This is a genomic window from Amycolatopsis sp. cmx-4-54 (genome assembly GCF_046548895.1).
Classification (GTDB): domain Bacteria; phylum Actinomycetota; class Actinomycetes; order Mycobacteriales; family Pseudonocardiaceae; genus Amycolatopsis.
The window spans coordinates 36,234-55,152 of record NZ_JAEBEJ010000016.1 but is presented as its reverse complement, the minus strand read 5'-3'; the positions used below and the strand labels follow the sequence as shown (position 1 = coordinate 55,152).

Here is an 18,919-nt window from a genome sequence, read left to right as displayed (position 1 = left end):
TTGGAAGTTCGGCGCGCCGAACTCTAGACTCACGGAATGGCGAATCTGCGCAAGACCGTGTGCGCGCTGGCGGCGTCCGCGCTCGTCCTTTCCGCGTGCGGCGGTCCCGCCGGAGGGACGGACGACAAGCGGCCCGTCGTGCTGACCACGTTCACGGTCCTGGCGGATATCGCCTCGAACGTCGCGGGTGACAAGCTCCGGGTCGAGTCGATCACCAAACCCGGCGCCGAAATCCACGGCTACGAGCCCACCCCGGACGACATCAAGAAGGCCGCGAAGGCCGACCTGATCCTCGACAACGGGCTGAACCTGGAGGCGTGGTTCGCCCGGTTCGTCAAGGAGATCGACGCGCCGCACAAGGTGGTCAGCGAGGGTGTCCAGCCCATCGCCATCGGTGAGGACGCCTATCAGGGAAAACCGAACCCGCACGCGTGGATGTCTCCGACGAATGTGGGTATCTACGTGGACAACATGGTGAAGGCGTTCAGCGAGCTCTCCTCCGGCGACGCCGCCGTGTTCAAGGCCAACGGCGATGCCTACAAGGCGAAACTGAAGGAGGTGCGGGACGAGATGACGGGTGCGCTGAACGGCCTGCCGCAGAACGAGCGAGCGCTGGTCACCTGCGAAGGCGCCTTCTCCTATCTCGCGCGCGACACCGGCCTCACCGAGCGGTACATCTGGGCGGTCAACGCCGAACAGCAGGCCACACCGCAGCAGATCACCCGCGCCATCGAATTCGTCAAGCAGAACAAGGTCCCCGCGGTGTTCTGCGAATCGACCGTCTCGGACGCCCCGATGCAGCAGGTCGTCTCCGCGACCGGTGCCGCGTTCGGCGGCGTCCTGTACGTCGATTCCCTGTCCGGTCCGGAAGGTCCCGTGCCTACGTATCTCGACCTCATCCGCCACGATTCGAAGACGATCGTCGCCGCCCTCACCGGAGCCAAGCCGTGACAGCCGCGATCCGCGTCGAGGACGTCACCGTGCACTACGGCGACGTCCTCGCGCTCGACGGCGTCGACGTCACGCTCGAACACGGTCACGTCTGCGGGCTGGTCGGGATGAACGGCTCCGGCAAGTCGACGCTGTTCAAGACCATCATGGGCATGGTCCGGCCGGACACCGGCACGGTGTCGATCGACGGCGGCACCCCCGCCCGCGCCCGCAAGACCGGCGTGATCGGGTACGTGCCGCAGAGCGAGGACGTCGACTGGTCGTTCCCGCTGTCGGTGCGGGATGTCGTGATGACCGGCCGCTACGGGCGGCTCGGCTTCACCCGGCGTCCGCGCCGCGCCGACCACGAAGCCGTCGACCACGCGCTGGAGCGGGTCGAGCTGACCGAACTCGCCGGACGCCAGATCGGCCAGTTGTCCGGCGGACAGCGCAAACGCGCGTTCGTCGCGCGCGGTATCGCCCAAGGCGCCCGTGTCCTGCTGCTGGACGAGCCGTTCGCCGGCGTCGACAAGCGGTCCGAAGCCACCATCACCCGGCTGCTCAAGGAACTCGCGGCCGACGGTGCCGCGGTCCTGATCTCCACGCACGATCTGCACGCGCTGCCCGGCCTGGCCGACGAGGCGATCCTGCTGATGCGCAAGGTGCTCGCGCACGGCTCCCCCGGCGAGGTGCTCCGGCCCGAGAACCTCGCGCTGGCGTTCGGACTCGATGTCCTGCAACGGGAAGAAGAACCCGCGTGAGTTTCTACGACCTGTTCCTCGAACCGCTGAGTTACGACTTCATGGTGCGGGCGCTGGCGTCCACGGTCATCGCGTCGGCGGTCTGCGCGGTGCTCTCCTGCTGGCTGGTGCTGATCGGCTGGTCGCTGATGGGCGACGCGGTCTCGCACGCCGTGCTGCCCGGCGTCGTGCTCGCGTACGTCCTCGGCGCGCCCTTCGCACTCGGCGCCGTCGTCTTCGGATTCCTCGCCGTGGCGCTGATCGGTGTCGTCCGCGACACCAGCCGTGTCAAGGAGGACGCCGCGATCGGCATCGTGTTCACCACGCTGTTCGCGCTCGGGCTGGTGCTGATCTCGGTGACGCCGAGCCAGACCGACCTGAACCACATCATCTTCGGCAACCTGCTCGGCGTCGACACCTCGGACCTGATCCAGATCGGCGTCCTCGGCGCGATCACGCTCACCCTGCTGGTGCTCAAACGCCGCGATTTCACCTTGTTCGCCTTCGATCCCACGCACGCCCACGCCATCGGGCTGAACCCGCGGGTGCTCGGCGCCGCGCTGCTCGGGCTGCTCGCGCTGACCGCCGTGGTGGCGCTGCAGGTGGTCGGCGTGATCCTCGTCGTGGCGATGCTGATCATCCCCGGCGCGACGGCGTACCTGCTGACCGACCGGTTCGGCCGGATGCTCGTGATCGCGCCGTCGTTCTCGGTGCTCGCGGCGGTGACCGGGCTGTACCTGAGCTACCACCTCGACACCGCGTCCGGCGGGATGATCGTGCTGGTCCAGGGCGCCGGGTTCACGCTGGTGTACCTGTTCGGGCCGCGGCACGGGATCGTCGGGAAGCGGCTGGCCAAGCGCAGGCGGGAGTTGTCCCGGGCAGCGTGACCGCGCGATCACCCCGCGCTCTGTGTCTCTCGCGACATGGGTCTGAACGCAGCCTTAGGTTAGGCTCCCCTCATGTCTACGGAAGACGCGCTGCTCACCGGCCATGACCTGGTGCTCGCGCACCAAGAGCGGGCCGTGGTGGACGGCGTGTCCCTGTCGCTGCGCGCCGGCGTGGTGACCGCGCTGGTGGGCCCGAACGGCTCCGGCAAGTCGACGCTCCTGCGTTCGCTGGCGCGGCTGCACAAGCCTCGCGAGGGCGGCGTCCGCCTCGGGGAACGCGCCGTCTGGGGCGGGAACGCGTTGTCCGGCAAGGAGTTCGCCCGGCGGGTCACGTTGCTGACCCAGCACCGGCCCACGCCGAGCGGGGTTTCGGTGCGCGACGTCGTCTCCTACGGCCGGTACCCGTACCGCTCGGGCTGGCGCGGGGTCGACGTCGACGGCGCCGCCGCGATCCGCCGCGCGATGGAGCTGACCGGCGTGACGCCGATGGCCGAACGCGGCGTCGACGAGCTCTCCGGCGGCGAACTCCAGCGCGTCTGGCTCGCGTCCTGTCTCGCCCAGCAGACCTCCGTGCTGCTGCTCGACGAGCCCACCAACCATCTCGACCTGCGCTATCAGGTCGAGATCCTCGACGTCGTCCGCGACCTGGCAGGAGAAGGCGTCGCGGTCGGCGTGGTGCTGCACGACCTCGACCACGCGGCGATCATCGCCGACGAGGTCGTGCTGCTGAGCGAGGGAACCATCGTGGCCACGGGTGACATCGGGCAGGTGCTCACCACCGAGCACCTCTCCCAGGCCTACGGCGTCACCGTCCACGTCGCGAACGACCCGGTGACGGGCGCGATCCACTGCAGGCCACTCGGGCGGCATTCGCCCAGGCCCGCCTGAGAAATCCAGGAAGAACCATGCGTTTGCCAACCCTTGCCGCCCTCGTCGCGGCGACGGCCCTGCTGCTGTCCGCCTGCGGCACCACCGAGAACACCGCCGCCGCGCCGAGCGACACCGCCGCCGCGACCGGACCGGTCACGGTGACCGACGCGCGCGGAAAGGCCGTCAACCTCAAGGCCCCGGCCAAGCGGGTCGTCGCGCTCGAATGGGGCGAGGCCGAGATGGTCGCGTCGCTCGGGGTCATGCCGGTCGGCGCCGCGGACGTCGCGGGCTACAACGTCTGGGACAAGGCCGCCCCGCTGACCGCCGAGGTCAAGGACGTCGGCAAGCGCAACGAGCCCAGTGTCGACGCGATCGTCGGGCTGAACCCCGACGTCGTCATCATGGCCGAGGAGCGCGACTCGACGCTGGTGCCGCAGATCGAGAAGTACGTGCCGGTCGTGGTCACCAAGGCCAGCGACGCGAGCCGCAACTTCGACCGCCTGCGCGAGGACTTCAAGCTGATCGCGAAGACGGTCGGCAAGGAGTCCGAAGCGGACAAGCAACTGTCCGAAATGGACGCCAAACTCGCCGAGGGCAAGAAGGCCGTCGAGGCCAAGGGCGCCGCGGGCACCCCGTTCCTGATGGCCGACGGCTATCTCGAAGGCAGCACCGTCAGCATCCGCCCGTTCGGCAAGGGCTCGCTGGTCTCCGACACCGCCGAGGCCGTCGGCCTGAAGAACGCCTGGACCGGCAAGGTCGACCCGCAGTGGGGTCTCGGCCAGACCGACGTCGAAGGGCTGACCGCGCTCACCGACCCGAAGACCGTGCTGTTCTACAGCGCGGCCGAAGAGGACGTCTTCACCACCGGGCTCGCGCAGAACGCCGTCTACCAGCGTCTGCCGTTCGTGGTCTCGAAGAAGATCCACAAGCTGGAGGCCGGCACGTGGACCTTCGGCGGGCCGAAGTCGGTCATCATGACCGCCGACCAGATCGTGAAGGCAGTCACGGCCTGATGCGTGCCCGCACCATCGCGGTGTCGGCGGGGCTGGTGGTGCTCATCGTCGTCCTCGCCGGCGTCCACCTGACTCAAGGCACCTCGACGTCCGGGCCGCTCGACGTGGTGAAGGCGATCTTCGGCCAGGGCGACGCGCAGACCCTCGCGGTACTCGAGGGTTCGCGCGTCCCCCGGCTGCTCGCCGCGTTGCTGCTCGGGGTCGCGCTCGGCGTCGCGGGCGCGGGAATGCAGTCCGTGGCACGGAACCCGCTCGCCTCACCCGACACCCTCGCGGTCAACGCCGGCGCGCATTTCGCCGTGGTCGCCATCTCCGCGTTCGGTCTCTCGCTGCCGCTCGTGCCGGTGGGCGGAGCGGCGTTCGCGGGCGGGCTCGCCGCGGCCGTCGTCGTGCTCGGTCTCGCCGGCGGCGGTTCCGCGAGCCCGCGGCTGGTGCTCGTCGGTTCGGCGATGCTGCTGGCGCTCCAGTCGGTGACCATCCTGCTGCTGCTCTTGTTCGAGGAGGAGACGAGCGGGCTGTTCGCCTGGGGCAGTGGCTCGCTCACCGTCGCCGATCTGCGCGCGACCGGCCAGATGACGCCGATCGTGGTGATCGCCGTGGTGGCGCTCATCGCGATGGGCCGCAAACTCGACGTCCTCGCCCTCGGCGACGACAACGCGACCGTGCTCGGCCTGAGGGTCCGCCGCACGCGGGTCACCGCGGTCGTGCTGACCGTCGCGCTGACCGCGGCGGCGGTGACCGTCGCCGGGCCGGTCGGGTTCGTCGGGCTGAGCGCGCCGGTGATCACCCGGCTGCTGCTGCCGATCGCCAAACATCGCGCGCTGCTGCCGGTCTCCGGGCTGGTCGGCGTCGTCACGGTACTCGGCGCCGACGTCGTCCTGCGGGCGATCATGGGCTCGGCCGCCGCCGTGCGGGTACCGACCGGTGTGGTGACCACGATCGTCGGCGCCGTCGTGATGGTGTGGCTGGCGCGGCGCGGGCGGGGAAGCGGCTCGCGTCGTCCGGCTCCGGCCGGACGGGTCGGCGTCGCCGGATCGACCAGGCGGCTCGTGGTCGTTTCCGTCGTCCTGGTGGCGTTGCTCGCCGTGGTCCCGGTGGCAGGCCTGATGCTGGGCGACCGCATGGTGCTGCTCGGCGACCTCGCGAACTGGGTCACCGGCAACACCGGGACCGCGCTCACTTTCGTGCTGGACCAACGACTTCCGCGGGTGCTGGCCGCGCTGCTCGCCGGTGCCGCGCTGGCCGTGTCGGGCTGCGGTATCCAGTCGGTCAGCCGCAACCCGCTCGCCGAACCGGGGTTGCTCGGCATCACCGCGGGCGCGGGGCTCGGCGCGATCACGCTGATCACCATCGTCCCCGCGGTCGGCGCCTGGTCGATCGCCGGTGCCGCCGGCCTCGGCGCGACCGTGGTGTTCCTGCTGGTCTACGGGCTGGCCTGGCGGTCGGGGCTGGATTCGGACCGGCTGGTGATCATCGGTATCGCGGTCTGGTCGGCCGGGATGGCGCTGATCACGCTGCTGATCGTGGTCTCCGACCCGTGGAACTCGGCCAAGGCGCTGACCTGGCTTTCCGGGTCGACCTACGGCCGCACGCTGGAACAGGTCGTGCCGGTGACGCTCGCGCTCGTCGCGCTGACGCCGTTGCTGTGGATCAAGCACCGCGAACTCGACCTGCACGCCCTCGACGAGGACACCCCGCGCGTGCTCGGGATGCGCGTCGAACGGTCGCGGCTGGTGGTGCTGGGAGCTTCCGGGATCCTGGCGGCGACCGCGGTGTCCGCCATCGGCGTGGTCGTCTTCGTCGGTCTGGTCGCTCCGCATCTGGCTCGTTCGCTGGTCGGTGGGAGGCACGTCCGGGTCGTCCCGGTGGCCGCGGCGCTCGGTGCGCTGCTGGTGAGCGTCGCGGACACCCTCGGGCGGACGGTCATCGCCCCCGCCCAGATCCCGGCGGGGCTGGTCATCGCGATGGTCGGGACGCCGTACTTCGTGCTGGTGCTCTGGAAAACCCGGCCGTAGACCTCCCCTGCCCCCTTACCCGGCCCAAGTCCGTGAAGGCCTCCTTGAGGGACTCTGGGTCCCTCAAGGAGGCCTTCACGGAACTACAGGGTTTTCTGGAGGTGGGTGGCCAGGAGTTTCGTGAAGCGGGCGGGGTCGCCCAGTTCGCCGCCTTCGGCCAGCAGAGCCATGCCGTACAGCAGCTCCGCGGTCTCGGCGAGCCCGTCGTTCTCGCCCTTCTCGGCGAACGAGGACCGCAGCCCGGAAACCAGCGGGTGGCCGGGGTTGAGTTCCAGGATCCGCTTGATCTGCGGCATTTCCTGGCCCATCGCGCGGTACATCTTCTCCAGCGTCGGGGTGACGTCGTTCGTGTCACCGACGATGCAGGCGGGCGACGTCGTCAGCCGCGACGAGAGCCGGACCTCCTTGACCTGGTCGGAAAGGGTCTTCGTGAGCCAGGTCAGCAGCCCGGAGAACTCCTCCTTCTGCTCGTCGGTGGTGTCGGAGTCGAGTTCGACCTCGCCCTTCGCGACCGACTGGAACTGCTTCTCCTCGAAGCCCGGGACCGCGTCGACCCACATCTCGTCGATCGGGTCGGTGAGCACGAGCACCTCGTATCCCTTGGCCTGGAAGGCTTCCAGATGCGGGGAGTGCTCGATGCTCTGCCGCGACTCGCCGGTCAGGTAGTAGATGTGCTCCTGGCCGTCCTTCATCCGCTCGACGTACCCACGCAGCGACGTGAGCTTCTCGGGATCGTTCGTCGAGGCGAACGAGCAGATGTCGAGGATCGCGGCACGGTTCTCGTGGTCGTCCAGCAGGCCTTCCTTGACGGCGCGGCCGAACTCCTTCCAGAACGTCTCGTACTTGTAGGGGTTCTCGTCGGCCATCATGGTCTTGACCGTCGAGAGGACCTTCTTGACCAGGCGGCGGCGGATCAGCTGGATCTGCCGGTCCTGCTGCAGGATCTCCCGCGAGACGTTGAGCGAGAGGTCCTGCGCGTCGACGACACCCTTCACGAAGCGCAGGTACTCCGGCATCAGCGCTTCGCAGTCGTCCATGATGAAGACGCGCTTCACGTACAGCTGGACGCCGCGTTTGCGCTCCCGCATGAACAGGTCGAGCGGCGCGTGGCCCGGCAGGAACAGCAGCGCCTGGTACTCGAAGGTGCCCTCGGCCTGGAGCCGGATCGTCTCCAGCGGATCGTTCCAGTCGTGCGCGACGTGCTTGTAGAACTCGTTGTACTCGTCTTCGGTGACGTCGCTGGACGAGCGGGCCCACAGCGCCTTCATCGAGTTGACCGTGACGACCTCTTCGCCTTCGGTCATCCGGATGGGCCAGGTGATGAAGTCCGAGTACTTCTTGACGATCTGCTTGATCTTCGTGGCCGAGGTGTAGTCGAAGAGCTGGTCTTCGGCGTCTTCGGGCTTGAGGTGCAGGACGACCGACGTGCCCTGCGGCAGGTCCGGCACCGTCTCGATGGTGTACGTGCCCGCACCCTCGGACTCCCAGCGGACGCCTTCGTCCGAGCCGGCCCGGCGGGTCAGCAGCGTGACCTTGTCGGCCACCATGAAGCTGGCGTAGAAGCCGATGCCGAATTGGCCGATCAGATCCTGCGAAGCCGCGGAATCCTTGGTCTCCTTCAGTTTCTTCAGGAATTCGGCGGTGCCGGATTTCGCGATGGTGCCGATCAGCGCCACGACGTCGTCCCGGCTCATCCCGATTCCGTTGTCCCGCACGGTGAGGGTGCGGTTTTCGGGGTCGGTCGCGATCTCGATGTGGAGATCGTCGGTGTCCGCCCGCAGTTCCTTGTCGCGGAACGCTTCGAGGCGGAGTTTGTCCAGTGCGTCGGAGGCGTTGGACACCAGCTCCCGCAGGAAGGTGTCCTTGTTCGAGTAGATCGAGTGGATCATCAGCTGGAGCAGCTGACGTGCCTCCGACTGGAACTCGAGTGTTTCGGCAGAGGTTGTCACGCGCCGATATTACCCAGCGCGGACCGGGCTCAGGCCAGCCTCCGCCCGGCCACCTCGACGAGTCCGTCGCCGGTGGCCTGTTCGATCGTCGTGACGCACGTCCGGCCCTCGGTCTCGACCGTGGCGATGACGTTGCCGAAATGCGGCCCGGACACCTTGGACCAGGTCAGCGGTTCGGGTGTGACCCCGCCCCGGCGGGCCCAGCGGCGCGCGAGCGCCGCCACCGGGGACGACCAGGTGGCGGCGAAGGCCAGCCGGAGTGGACGCGGCATGGCGTTGTGGACCGGGGAGCAGGTGAGCTGGAAGACGCTCGAAGTCACCGGCTCGGGATAGTGCGCCTCGGCGATGTAGGCGTGATGGACGTCGCCGGAGAGCACCGCGATGGTGGCGGGCGGATCCTCCCGGCGTCCCTCGCGCGCGATCATGGCGGCGAGCCGGTCGAAGGAGTCGCGGAACGACGCCCAGTGCTCGAGGTCGCCCGCCTGCCGGATCTTCTCCGCGAGCCTCCCCCGCCACCCGGGGCGCGCGCAGGCCCGTTCGTTGAGCGACTGGAGATGGGAGATGACCGGCGGCAGCAGCCACGGCAGCGACGAGCCGATCAGGAGGTGGTCGCAGGCGTCGGCGTCGTTGGCGGCGTTGTTCTCGATCCAGTCGAATTCGTCGTCGTCGACCATGCACCGCGCGCCGCCCGCCAGGATCCGCCCCGCCCGGCTGTCGATGACCAGCAGCCGCACTCCACCGAAGTCGCGGCGGTAACTCCAGCGCGCGCCTTTGGTCCCGTCGCGGTCATCGTCGGCCTCATCGACGAACGCGGTGAGCAGGCCGGCGTTGTCCCCGCCGGAGATGAGGGCCTTCTGGAAGGTCGCGTCCTCGGCGAGTTCGGCGGGGCCGAGGTTCCCCAGATGCTGGTAGACCCAGTACGACATGATCGCCCCGCGCAGCCGCTCCCGCCACCACGGCTGCGCGCGCATCCGCTCCCGCCACGTGTGCGAGGTGTTCCAGTCGTCGCGGACGTCGTGGTCGTCGAAGATCATCGACGTCGGCACGGTGGAGAGCAGCCAGCGGATCGTCGGCTCGCCCCAGGCTTCGAGGTAGAGGTGGGTGTACTCCTCGAAGTCCGTCACCTCGGTCCCGGGCGGCTTCGAGATGTCACGACGCCGGGAGAGCCATTCCTGCGTCTCGTCGGTGGTTTCGTCGGCGTACACCTGATCGCCCAGCATCAGCAACGCCTGCGGCCATTCGGATTCGTCGCCGTCGGCCATCCGGCGGGCGTACGCGGCCAGCGCGTCCGGGCCGAAGGTGTCGCCGTCGTGCGGTTTGCGGCAGGAGCCGAACACGAGCCGGACCCGGGACTCGTTCTCGGGCAGGGTCCGGATGCGGCTCGGCGGGAACTCGGAATCCGGCAGCGGCCAGGCCTTTTCACCGTCCACGCGCACCTCGTACTCGGTGCTGGTGCCGGGTTCGAGGCCGGTCAGCACGAGCAGGGCGTAGTGGTGGCCCTTGATCTCGAACGTCCTCGCGGTCGTGCCGAGTACCTCGACCTCACTCGCCGTGTCGGTCTCGACCCAGACCGTCGCCGACGTCTCGTCGACATGGCGCAGCAAGGGTCCCAGTCGCAGGCTCATTCCCGAAACGGTGCCACAGGGAAGCCAAGATCGTGCGCTGAGCGGACTCGTCAGCCGAGTCGCGAAAAGATCTCACGGATCTCGGCCAGCGCCTTTTCCCGTTCGGCGTCGTCCTCGTACCAGCCGTCGGCGGCCCGGTCCTCGACGATCACCTCGGGGGTGAACTCCTCGCCGAACCGGTAGTCGCCGAGGCAGTAGGTGAACCCCGACTCGCTCAGCGGGTCCAGGTCTTCCCGGCGGCAGTGTTCCAGGAAGCCATCGGCCTGCGCCCACCTCGTGCCGTCGAACCAGAACACGCCACCGGCGTAGTGGATCGCCGCTCCTGTCTCCGCGTCGACGAGGTTCAGGGACTCGTAGTTCTCGGGGCGGTTCCGCACCAGCGCGACGAGGTGTTCGGGGACGCCGCGGTAGAGCGCCTCCTGCACCGAGTAATCCTCCTCGGCGAACAGGTTCAACGCCGACTCGTGGTCGAAGGTCAGCAGCAGCGCCTGGTTGTCCGGCGTGAAGTACCAGACGGCCGACTCCCCACCACCGTTGTTCCAGGCGTAGCGCACCGCGCCGTCCACCTCGACCGGCTCGATCTCGGTGATCGCGTCGATCACCGCGGCACGCCGCCGCACCTCGTCGAGTGATGTCGCACCGAGGGCCGCCCAGATCTCTTCGCTCACCCGCGCAGACTACCGGTGCGCACGTGGCCGATCCGGATCCGCTGCGGGTGGTCGCCGACCGGGACGGACTTCACCTTCTCGCCGGTCGCGAAGTCGATCGCGGTCACCTGGTCCGAGGCGCTTTCCGAGATGACGCAATGCCTTCCGTCGCCGCTCACGGTCGCCCAATAGGGCTTCGCCGCCGTCACGAGCGGTCCTTCCCGCAGGCTCGCACGGTCCACAATGGTCGCGTAGTCGTCCATCGTCCCGGCGACGCAGAGCTTGTCGCCCGCGGGACTCATCGAAAGCCCGTGGTGGCGCGAGTCGTTGACCCAGGTCGTGCGGTCTTCACTGGTGTCCGGGTTCTTCGGCAGCGTCTTCGACCTCGTGATCCGGTCGCCGGCGACGTCGTATTCGAGTAGCCCGTTGAAGAAGGACACCTGGAAGTACAGCTTCGACTCGTCCGGGGTGAACGCCACCGGCCGGACGGCGTCGGACAGATCGCCGCGCCCGAAGGCGTCCAGGCGCGGGCGCATGTCGATCACCTTGACCTGCTGGAAGGTCTTCGCGTCGACCACGGTGAGCTTCCGGTCGCCCTTGGTGAAGTCCTGCCACGGCGCGTCGAGCGCGGTGTTCACCTCACCGATCGAGCTGTTCCAGAGGTAGCGACCACCGTCGGTGTAGGTGTTCTCGTGCGGTTTGTCGCCGGTCTTGAACGAGCCGAGCTGCCGTCCGGTCTCGATGTCGAGCACGTGGACGGTGTTCGACGTCGAAGCGGAGACCGCGATGCTGCGGCCGTCCGGCGACACCGCCATGTGATCGGACCGGAAACCCGACACCGGGAACCGCCAGTTGACCCGGCCGGTGGCGAGGTCGATCGACACGACGTCGGCGAAGCTCGGGCGGGACGCGACGACCGCGCGGCCGTCCGGGGTCGTGTAGAGGTCGTCGACGAGCTGGTCGTGTCCCTCGCCGACGCCGTTGCGGATGCCGAGGAAGAACGCGAGTTTGATCGGGTTCAGATAGATCTCGGTGAGCCGTTCGTCCTTGTCCGGCACCATGTTCACGCGCGCGATCTTGGCGTAGTCGCCCGACGGCGCGATGACGTCCGCGGTCCCCTCCCAGTTGTTGCCGACGAACAGGACCTGCCGCAGGCCGTCGTCCGCCGCGGCGGCGGGCACCGAGCCCAGGGCCGCGGCCAGGCAGGACACGAGGACAGTGGTCAGCAATCGGCGTTTCCGCATCGGGCGCACCTTTCGGCGAGGGCCTGTTACCTTTCGGTAGCTCACAGGAAACCAACCGGCCGGACACCCTCGGTAGGGGACGGTCGCCAAGGACCGCCGGCTTCGTTGTGCACCGCGCACAATCCGCGCGGGAAGGCGGTGGCGATGGCGCGCCGGTCGCTCCACGACGTGCTGGCCGAGATGGCGGCCGACGCCGAGGTCGTCGATGAAGTGGTGCGGGCCGCCCGCACGGAGTCGCCCGAAGTGGCGCGGTTGCCGGTGGGCGAGAACCGGCGGCACGTCGCGATCGTGCTCGCGGCCGGGCTCGCCTCGTTCGACCGGCCGGGCGGAGCCGGGGAGCAGGACTACGTCGCGGCCGCCGTGCTCGGCGCGGACAGGGCCGCGCAGGGCGTGCCGCTCGCCGCGCTGCTGCGCGGGGTGCAGGCGGGCCGCAGCCGCGCGGTCGAGATCGCCGTCGAACGCGGCAAGGCGGCCGGGGTGCCGGACGACGTCATGCTGGCGGCGCTGGTCGATTTCGACCGGAACACCCGCGCGCTCGAACGCCAGGTCATCGCCGGGTATCACGAAGCCGAACTCGAACTCTCCCGCACGGTGCACGACAGCCGCGCCCGGGTGCTGCGGCGGTTGCTGGGCGGCGACACGACGGCGCCGTCGGCCGAGGAGGTCGCGAACGCCGGGCTGAACCCGGGCGGGCGCTACCACTGCCTGCTCTCCGACGTCGGCGATCCGTACCAGGCAAGGGTCGTGGAGCGACGGCTCGGCGCGACGGGTGGCGTCTTCGGCCTGGTCGAGGGGCGACTGGCCGGGTTGGCGCCGCGGCTCCCCACGCAGGCGGCACTCGGGGACGACGTCCTCATGGTGGCCTCTCCCGCCGTCCCGCTCGCCGAAGTCCGCGGCACGTACGCCCTGTGCGTGATGGCTCTGCGGACGGCCGCGCGATCCCGCGGTCTGCACGCCGTGGCGGATCTGGCCGTGGAGACCGCGCTCGCCGCCCAGCCTGGGCTCGCCGCGTTGCTCGAAGGCATCTTGCTGAACGCGCTGGCACCAGGCGATCCCTTCCACGGACAGCTCGTCTCGACCGCGCTGGCCTACCTCGACCACGGGCGGCGGCTCGACCAGACGGCCGCCGCCCTGCACGTCCACGCGAACACCGTCCGGTATCGGCTTTCCCGGTTGGGCGAGATCACCGGAACGTCGCTCGACCCGCCGGAGGACGACGGCGGAGCGCATGTGCGGCACACCGTCAGCTGGTGGTGGGCGCTGCGCACGTGGCGCTCGGGCTGAACCGCCGGGGCCCCTCGTCCGTGTGACCCGACGAAGGCAGTCCACCCCGGAAGGAACCCGCCTTGTCGGTTTTACCGCGTCCCGCACTGGCCGGCCTGCCCGGCGACCGGACGACAGCCCGCGAAATCGCGTCCAGCGCGGCGACGACCGCGTCCGCGGTGCTCGTGCTGTTCGCCCTGCTCGCGCCGGACGGCCTCGACGGGCTGACGCCGGAGGCGTTCGTGCGGCTGCCGGTGGAGGCGCTGCTCGGGGTGGCCGTCGTGCTCATGCTGCGCGACCGCGCGCGGCGCGTCGTCGCGGTGTCGGCCGGCGTGGTCCTCGGGCTCCTGACCGTGCTCAAGGCCATCGACATCGGTTTCGGGCTCACGCTGAACCGGCGGTTCAACCCCGTGTTCGACTGGGGTGTGCTCGGCAACGGCGTCGACCTGCTCGGCACGTCGATCGGCCGGGCGGGCGCGCTCGCGTCGTTCGCCGGGCTGGCGCTGCTGGCCGTGGTCGTGATCCTGCTGATGGCGCTCGCCGTCCTGCGGCTGAGCCGGGTGGTGGCCGGACGGCGCACCGCGTCGACCCGGATGACGGCCGTGCTCAGCGTGCTTTGGATGGTCTGCGCGGTCTCCGGCGCGCAACTCGCTCCGGGACAGCCGTTCGCGTCACGCAGCGCGGTCGCCTTCGCCTACGACGACCTCCGTCAGGTCCGGGCCGGTATCCGGGACAGGGAGGCCTTCGCCGAGGAAGTCGCTGTCGACGCCTTCCGGGACACTCCGGCTTCCGGGCTGCTGAACGCGTTGCGCGGCAAAGACGTGCTGTTCACCTTCGTCGAGAGCTACGGGCGGGTGGCCGTCCAGGATTCGGACATCGCGCCGAAGGTCGACGCGGTGCTCGACGCCGGGACGACGCGGCTGAAGAACGCCGGATACGGTTCGCGCAGCGCGTTCCTGACCTCGCCGACGACGAGCGCGGGCAGCTGGCTGGCGCATTCGACGTTCCAATCCGGGGTGTGGGTCGACAGCCAGCACCGCTACGACGACTTCGTGAAGACCGACCGGTTCACCCTCGGTGGCGCTTTCGAACGCGCGGGCTGGGAGACGGTCGGCGTCGTCCCGGCGCATACCGAGGACTGGCCGGAAGGCAAGGTCTACGGCTACGACCGCTACTACGACTCACGCGGCATCGGCTATCGCGGCCCGCCGTTCTCCTACGCCACGATGCCGGACCAGTTCACCCTTTCGGCTTTCCAACGCGCCGAGCGCGCGAAGCAGAACCGGCCGCCGCTGATGGCGGAGATCGACCTCGTCACCAGTCACTGGCCGTGGACGCCGCTCCCCCGCCTGGTCGACTGGACCGCCGTCGGGGACGGATCGATCTACCACCCCATGCCCTCGCAAGGGAAAACGCCCGAAGAGGTGTTCACCGACCCGGCCAAGGTGCGCGGCGCGTACGGCGACTCGATCGCCTATTCGCTGAACTCACTCATCTCGTACGTGGAGACCTACGGGGACGACGATCTCGTGCTTGTGTTCCTGGGCGACCATCAGCCGAACCCGATCGTCGCCGGCGCGGGCGCGGATCACGACGTCCCGATCACGGTGGTCACGCGGGACAAGGCGGTACTCGACAAGATCGCCGGCTGGAACTGGCAGGACGGCCTGAACCCGGACCCGAACGCGCCGGTCTGGCGGATGGACACGTTCCGGGACCGCTTCCTGACTACCTTCGCTCACTGAAGCCCCGCATTCAGAGGACTAAACGCGGGTCGCGTCGCGATATCGGTCGGCCAACTCGCGCAAGTAGTCGACTAATTGCGGGGGTTCGGTGACCCGGAACGGGAGGTTGAGAAGTCCTAAGTGGACGGCCAGGGTCTCGATGGTGTCCGCGCCGGTGTGCAGGACGCACGTGGTCGCGTCGACGGCCACCACCGTCCCGACGGCCGGGTTGATCCGTGCGGTCACCTCCGCCGCGGACGCGTGCACGGTGACCTCGGCCCGGTACCGCCACGCGGCGGACGAGACGCCGCGCCGCACCCGGTCCGTGACGTCCTCGGGCAATTCGCGCGCGGTGAACCGCGGGCCGGTGGGGACACGCGGCGTCAGCCTGTCGACGCGGAACGTGCGCCAGTCGCCGCGGTCGAGATCCCAGGCGACGAGGTACCAGCGGCGGCCCCAGTTCACCAGGCGATACGGCTCGACCTTGCGGACGCTTTCCGAACCGTCGTGGGTCAGGTAGCCGAAGCGCAGCACCTCCCGATCCCGGCAGCACGCCGTCAGCACGGTGAGCGTTTCGGCGGCGACGCGCGGGCCGGGCTCGTCCCTCGGCACCGGGACCGTGTACGCCTGCAAGGCGTTCACCCGGCGGCGCAACCGGGACGGGAGCACCCGCTCCAGCTTGGCGAGCGCGCGCAACGACGTCTCCTCCACACCCGCGATGGTGCCGCCCGCCGCGGTGCGCAGGCCGATCGCGACGGCGACGGCCTCCTCGTCGTCCAGCAGCAACGGCGGCAGATCGGCGCCCGCGCCGAGGCGGTAGCCGCCGACCGAACCACGGGTCGCGTTCACCGGATAGCCGAGCGCGCGCAGCCGCTCGACGTCGTTGCGGATCGTCCGGGCGCTGACCTCCAGGCGTTCCGCCAGTTCGGTGCCCGTCCAGTCACGGGGAGTCTGCAGGAGGGAGAGCAAACGGAGTAGTCGTGCCGAAGTTTCCAACATTTCTTCAGGCTGCTCCTCCATTAGGAACGGGATGTTCCTAATGGCACCCTACCTTGGTCTCATGAACGAAAACACGGAGATCAAGCCCTTCCGCATCGACATCCCTCAGGCCGAGCTGGACGATCTGGCCGACCGCCTGGCCCGCGTCCGCTGGGCGAACGAACTGCCCGCCGACCAGGTGACCGACGGGGTGCAGCGCGGACCGGTCACGCCGGGCTGGGAGTACGGCGTGCCCCTGGAGTACGTGCGGCGCCTGGTCTCGTACTGGCGCGAGGGCTACGACTGGCGCAAGTGGGAGGCGAAGCTCAACGAGTACCCGCAGTTCACCACGGTCATCGATGGGCAACGGATTCATTTCCTGCACGTCCGCTCGCCGGAGCCGGACGCGACGCCGCTGATCCTCACGCACGGCTGGCCGAACTCGGTCTTCGAATACCTCGACCTGATCGACCAGCTGACCGACCCGCGCTCACATGGGGGTGATGCGGCCGACGCCTTCCACGTCGTCATCCCGTCGCTGCCCGGGTTCGGGTTCTCCGGCCCGACGCGGGAAAAGGGCTGGAACCGGTATCGCACCGCTCAGGCTTGGGCCGAGCTGATGCGCCGCCTCGGCTACGAGCGCTACGGCACGCACGGGAACGACGCCGGTTCGTTCGTCGCCCCCGAGGTCGGCCGCGTCGACGCGGAGCACGTGATCGGCGTGCACGTCACGCAGCTGTTCTCCTTCCCCAGCGGCGACCCGGCGGAGTTCGAGGGCATGACCGAGAAGGAACTGGAGTACCTGCAGTTCCTCCAGACCTTCAACGACGACATGTCCGGCTACGCCAAACTTCAGGAGAGCGCGCCGCAGAACCTCGCGCACGCGCTGGCCGACTCGCCGACCGGACAGCTGGCGTGGAGCGCGCAACTGCTTTCGGCCACGAGCGACGACCACGTGCTCACCAACGCCACGCTGTACTGGCTCACCAACACCGCGGCCTCGGCGGCGCGGTTCTACTACGAGGACAAGCACAGCGAGCACCCGGCCGAACCGACCACCGCGCCGACCGGCCTGGCGAGTTTCGCCTACGACTTCCGGCCGCTGCGGCGCTTCGCCGAGCGGGACCACGCGAACATCGTGTCGTGGCAGGAATTCGACCGCGGCAGCCACTGGGCGACGCAGGACGCGCCGGACCTGCTGCTGGGCGACATCCGGCAGTTCTTCCGCAAGCTGGCGTGACCGCTCGCGCGTCCGTGAAGGCCTCCTTGAGGGACCCAGAGTCCCTCAAGGAGGCCTTCACGGACCTGAGAACTCACTCGGCCAGGCGGTGCAGCAGGAAGATCCCGTTCAGCAGTGGCCGGTCGAGCCGTTGCCGGTCGGTCGCCACGTATTCGTCGAGGACGTCGAGGATGCGGTTGTCGAGTTCGGTGACCTCTTCCGGCGGTTCGCGGCCGAGCGGATCGAACTCGCGCTCGGCCGGTCCCGAACCCTGATCCTCAGCCTGCTCACCGGTGCCGCGTTCGCCGGAATCCCGGCGGTGACCGCGAATCCGTACGCGATCGGCGCGGTCTTCCTCCTCGGCGGGGCCGGGGTCACGGTGTGGAACGTCGTCGTCGTTTCGCTGCGGCAGCGGATCATCCCGGACCATCTGCTCGGGCGGGCCACCAGCGGCCACCGGCTCGTCGCATGGGGGACCAAACCGCTGGGCGCCGCGGCGTCCGGCCTGCTCGCGGAGGTCTTCGGGCTGCGACCGGTGTTCGCGGGCGCGGCCGCCGTGATCCTCTTGCTGGTGCTGCTCACCCCTCGCGAGTGGTAAGGCAAAGGTGGCGTGTTGCGAAAGCCACTTTCGCAACGTTGAAGGTTGGGAAAGTGGCTTTCGCAACGTCAGCGGCCTGCCAGGCGGTGGCACACGGGTCGCGAAAGCCGACGAGCCGACGAGCCCACGAGCCCACGAGCCCACGAGCGGACCACCCACCCCACCGGACACGTTTGCCTTGCCCCTTACAAGGAGGTCAGCCCGGCAGCACCGACTGAACGGCCTCCGGGGTCCGGGCGACGACGGTCGTGCCGTCGTCGGCGGTGATGATCGGCCGCTGGATCAGCTTCGGATGGGTGATCAGCGCCTCGATCCACCGATCGCGGTCGGCGGGCGTGCGCCCCCACGTCTTCAGTTCGAGTTCCTTCGCGATCGGCTCGGCGGTGCGGGTGATGTCCCACGGCTCGAGTCCGAGCCGCTTGAGGACGACCTTCAGTTCCTTCGCCGTCGGCGGCTCTTCGAGGTACTTCCGCACGGTGTACTCGGCTCCCGCCTCGTCCAGCATCGACACCGCGGACCGGCATTTGGAGCACGCCGGGTTCACCCAGATCTCCATCCGGGGCACCTCCCTTCGAAAAGCGCTCACTTGGTGAGCACTTTGCTTCCGATGATGGTCACAGACTCCTACGACGAAAGGAACCCGGCCATGGACGAGACCACCTTGACCGCCGCTTCCCCCGCCGAGTGGCGCGCGTGGCTGGCCGAGAACGCCGAAACCGCGAAGGAGGTCTGGCTGGTCATCCGCCACAAGGGCAGCGGCGTTCCCAGCGTCCGGATCGAAGAGGCGATGGAACAGGCCCTGTGCTTCGGCTGGATCGACGGGCTGCACCGCAAGAACGACGCAACGAGTTCCCGGCTGCGGTTCACTCCGCGCAACCCCCGGAGTTCATGGAGCCGGGTCAACCGCGAGCGGGCCGCCCGGCTGATCGCCGAGGGACTGATGACCGAACGCGGGCAGGCGATGATCGACCTCGCCAAGGAGAAGGGCCGCTGGCAGGTCGTGCCGGACGGCGATGGCGTCCCCGAGGACCTGCGTACCCGGCTCGACGCCGACGAGGCCGCCCGCACCCATTTCGAGAAGTTCCCGCCGTCGTCGAAAAGGCTGATCCTGGAATGGATCCTGACGGCGAGGAAACCGGAAACCCGGGAGCGCCGGATCGCCAGGACCGTCGAGCTCGCGGCCGTGAACCTCCGCGCCAATCACCCGGTCCGGTGAT

17 protein-coding genes are annotated in these 18,919 nt (G+C 69.1%); 11 read left to right on the top strand and 6 right to left on the bottom strand.

Translation table 11 applies throughout. The features are described 5' to 3' along the window. Window positions 1-36: 36 nt before the first annotated feature. From ACLJQ7_RS37425 to ACLJQ7_RS37400, 6 genes are all read left to right on the top strand, one after another. Window positions 37-951: a metal ABC transporter substrate-binding protein gene (locus ACLJQ7_RS37425; protein WP_410652908.1), complete on the top strand. Its 915-nt coding sequence runs from the start codon at window positions 37-39 to the stop codon at window positions 949-951. Further along, a complete protein-coding gene (locus ACLJQ7_RS37420; protein ID WP_410652907.1) occupies window positions 948-1,691 on the top strand; it encodes a metal ABC transporter ATP-binding protein in 744 nt (247 codons plus the stop codon). Before ACLJQ7_RS37425 ends, ACLJQ7_RS37420 begins: the two co-directional genes overlap by 4 nt. Then, window positions 1,688-2,557 (top strand): metal ABC transporter permease, encoded by an 870-nt coding sequence (locus ACLJQ7_RS37415; protein WP_410652906.1) that lies wholly within the window; start codon window positions 1,688-1,690, stop codon window positions 2,555-2,557. The genes ACLJQ7_RS37420 and ACLJQ7_RS37415 overlap by 4 nt, the downstream gene beginning before the upstream one ends. A 72-nt stretch (window positions 2,558-2,629) precedes the next feature. Then, window positions 2,630-3,445, top strand: a complete 816-nt coding sequence (locus ACLJQ7_RS37410) for an ABC transporter ATP-binding protein (protein WP_410652905.1) — start codon at window positions 2,630-2,632, stop codon at window positions 3,443-3,445. 17 nt (window positions 3,446-3,462) lie between these two features. Continuing rightward, a complete protein-coding gene (locus ACLJQ7_RS37405) occupies window positions 3,463-4,440 on the top strand; it encodes an ABC transporter substrate-binding protein (protein WP_410652904.1) in 978 nt (325 codons plus the stop codon). Next, window positions 4,440-6,455, top strand: a complete 2,016-nt coding sequence (locus ACLJQ7_RS37400; protein WP_410652903.1) for an iron ABC transporter permease — start codon at window positions 4,440-4,442, stop codon at window positions 6,453-6,455. Before ACLJQ7_RS37405 ends, ACLJQ7_RS37400 begins: the two co-directional genes overlap by 1 nt. An 83-nt stretch (window positions 6,456-6,538) precedes the next feature. On the opposite strand, the gene htpG is transcribed toward ACLJQ7_RS37400, so the two are convergent. The 4 genes from htpG to ACLJQ7_RS37380 are packed head-to-tail and all read right to left on the bottom strand — an operon-like array spanning window position 6,539 to window position 11,920. Then, window positions 6,539-8,404 carry a molecular chaperone HtpG gene (gene htpG, locus ACLJQ7_RS37395; protein ID WP_410652902.1) on the bottom strand — a complete coding sequence of 622 codons (1,866 nt, stop codon included), beginning with the start codon at window positions 8,402-8,404 and terminating at the stop codon, window positions 6,539-6,541. A gap of 29 nt (window positions 8,405-8,433) precedes the next feature. Beyond that, window positions 8,434-10,029, bottom strand: coding sequence for an alkaline phosphatase D family protein (locus tag ACLJQ7_RS37390; protein ID WP_410652900.1), 1,596 nt, complete (start codon window positions 10,027-10,029; stop codon window positions 8,434-8,436). 50 nt (window positions 10,030-10,079) lie between these two features. Continuing rightward, on the bottom strand, window positions 10,080-10,697 hold the full coding sequence (locus ACLJQ7_RS37385) for a hypothetical protein (protein WP_410652899.1): 618 nt from the start codon (window positions 10,695-10,697) through the stop codon (window positions 10,080-10,082). Next, window positions 10,694-11,920, bottom strand: coding sequence for a YncE family protein (locus tag ACLJQ7_RS37380; protein WP_410652898.1), 1,227 nt, complete (start codon window positions 11,918-11,920; stop codon window positions 10,694-10,696). The genes ACLJQ7_RS37385 and ACLJQ7_RS37380 overlap by 4 nt, the downstream gene beginning before the upstream one ends. 105 nt (window positions 11,921-12,025) lie before the next feature. Here ACLJQ7_RS37380 and ACLJQ7_RS37375 point away from each other — a divergent pair, with 105 nt between their 5' ends. Together ACLJQ7_RS37375 and ACLJQ7_RS37370 are read left to right on the top strand one after the other, a co-directional pair. After that, window positions 12,026-13,204: a PucR family transcriptional regulator gene (locus tag ACLJQ7_RS37375; protein ID WP_410652897.1), complete on the top strand. Its 1,179-nt coding sequence runs from the start codon at window positions 12,026-12,028 to the stop codon at window positions 13,202-13,204. Window positions 13,205-13,266: 62 nt separating this feature from the next. After that, window positions 13,267-14,928, top strand: a complete 1,662-nt coding sequence (locus ACLJQ7_RS37370; RefSeq protein ID WP_410652896.1) for a sulfatase — start codon at window positions 13,267-13,269, stop codon at window positions 14,926-14,928. Window positions 14,929-14,946: 18 nt separating this feature from the next. Here the strand turns inward: ACLJQ7_RS37370 and ACLJQ7_RS37365 are convergent, their stop codons facing one another. Next, window positions 14,947-15,906, bottom strand: coding sequence for a helix-turn-helix transcriptional regulator (locus tag ACLJQ7_RS37365; protein ID WP_410652895.1), 960 nt, complete (start codon window positions 15,904-15,906; stop codon window positions 14,947-14,949). Between the two features lie 61 nt (window positions 15,907-15,967). Between ACLJQ7_RS37365 and ACLJQ7_RS37360 the strand changes: the two genes are divergently transcribed. Then, the gene (locus ACLJQ7_RS37360; protein WP_410652894.1) at window positions 15,968-17,125 is read left to right on the top strand and encodes an epoxide hydrolase family protein; all 1,158 of its coding nucleotides are present in this window, start codon (window positions 15,968-15,970) and stop codon (window positions 17,123-17,125) included. Window positions 17,126-17,213: 88 nt separating this feature from the next. Then, window positions 17,214-17,702 carry a hypothetical protein gene (locus tag ACLJQ7_RS37355; protein ID WP_410652893.1) on the top strand — a complete coding sequence of 163 codons (489 nt, stop codon included), beginning with the start codon at window positions 17,214-17,216 and terminating at the stop codon, window positions 17,700-17,702. Window positions 17,703-17,898: 196 nt separating this feature from the next. On the opposite strand, the gene ACLJQ7_RS37350 is transcribed toward ACLJQ7_RS37355, so the two are convergent. Next, window positions 17,899-18,258 carry an arsenate reductase family protein gene (locus tag ACLJQ7_RS37350; RefSeq protein WP_410652892.1) on the bottom strand — a complete coding sequence of 120 codons (360 nt, stop codon included), beginning with the start codon at window positions 18,256-18,258 and terminating at the stop codon, window positions 17,899-17,901. 51 nt (window positions 18,259-18,309) lie between these two features. On the opposite strand from ACLJQ7_RS37350, the gene ACLJQ7_RS37345 reads away from it, so the two are divergent. Beyond that, the gene (locus ACLJQ7_RS37345) at window positions 18,310-18,918 is read left to right on the top strand and encodes a YdeI/OmpD-associated family protein (RefSeq protein ID WP_410652891.1); all 609 of its coding nucleotides are present in this window, start codon (window positions 18,310-18,312) and stop codon (window positions 18,916-18,918) included. Window position 18,919: the final 1 nt, after the last annotated feature.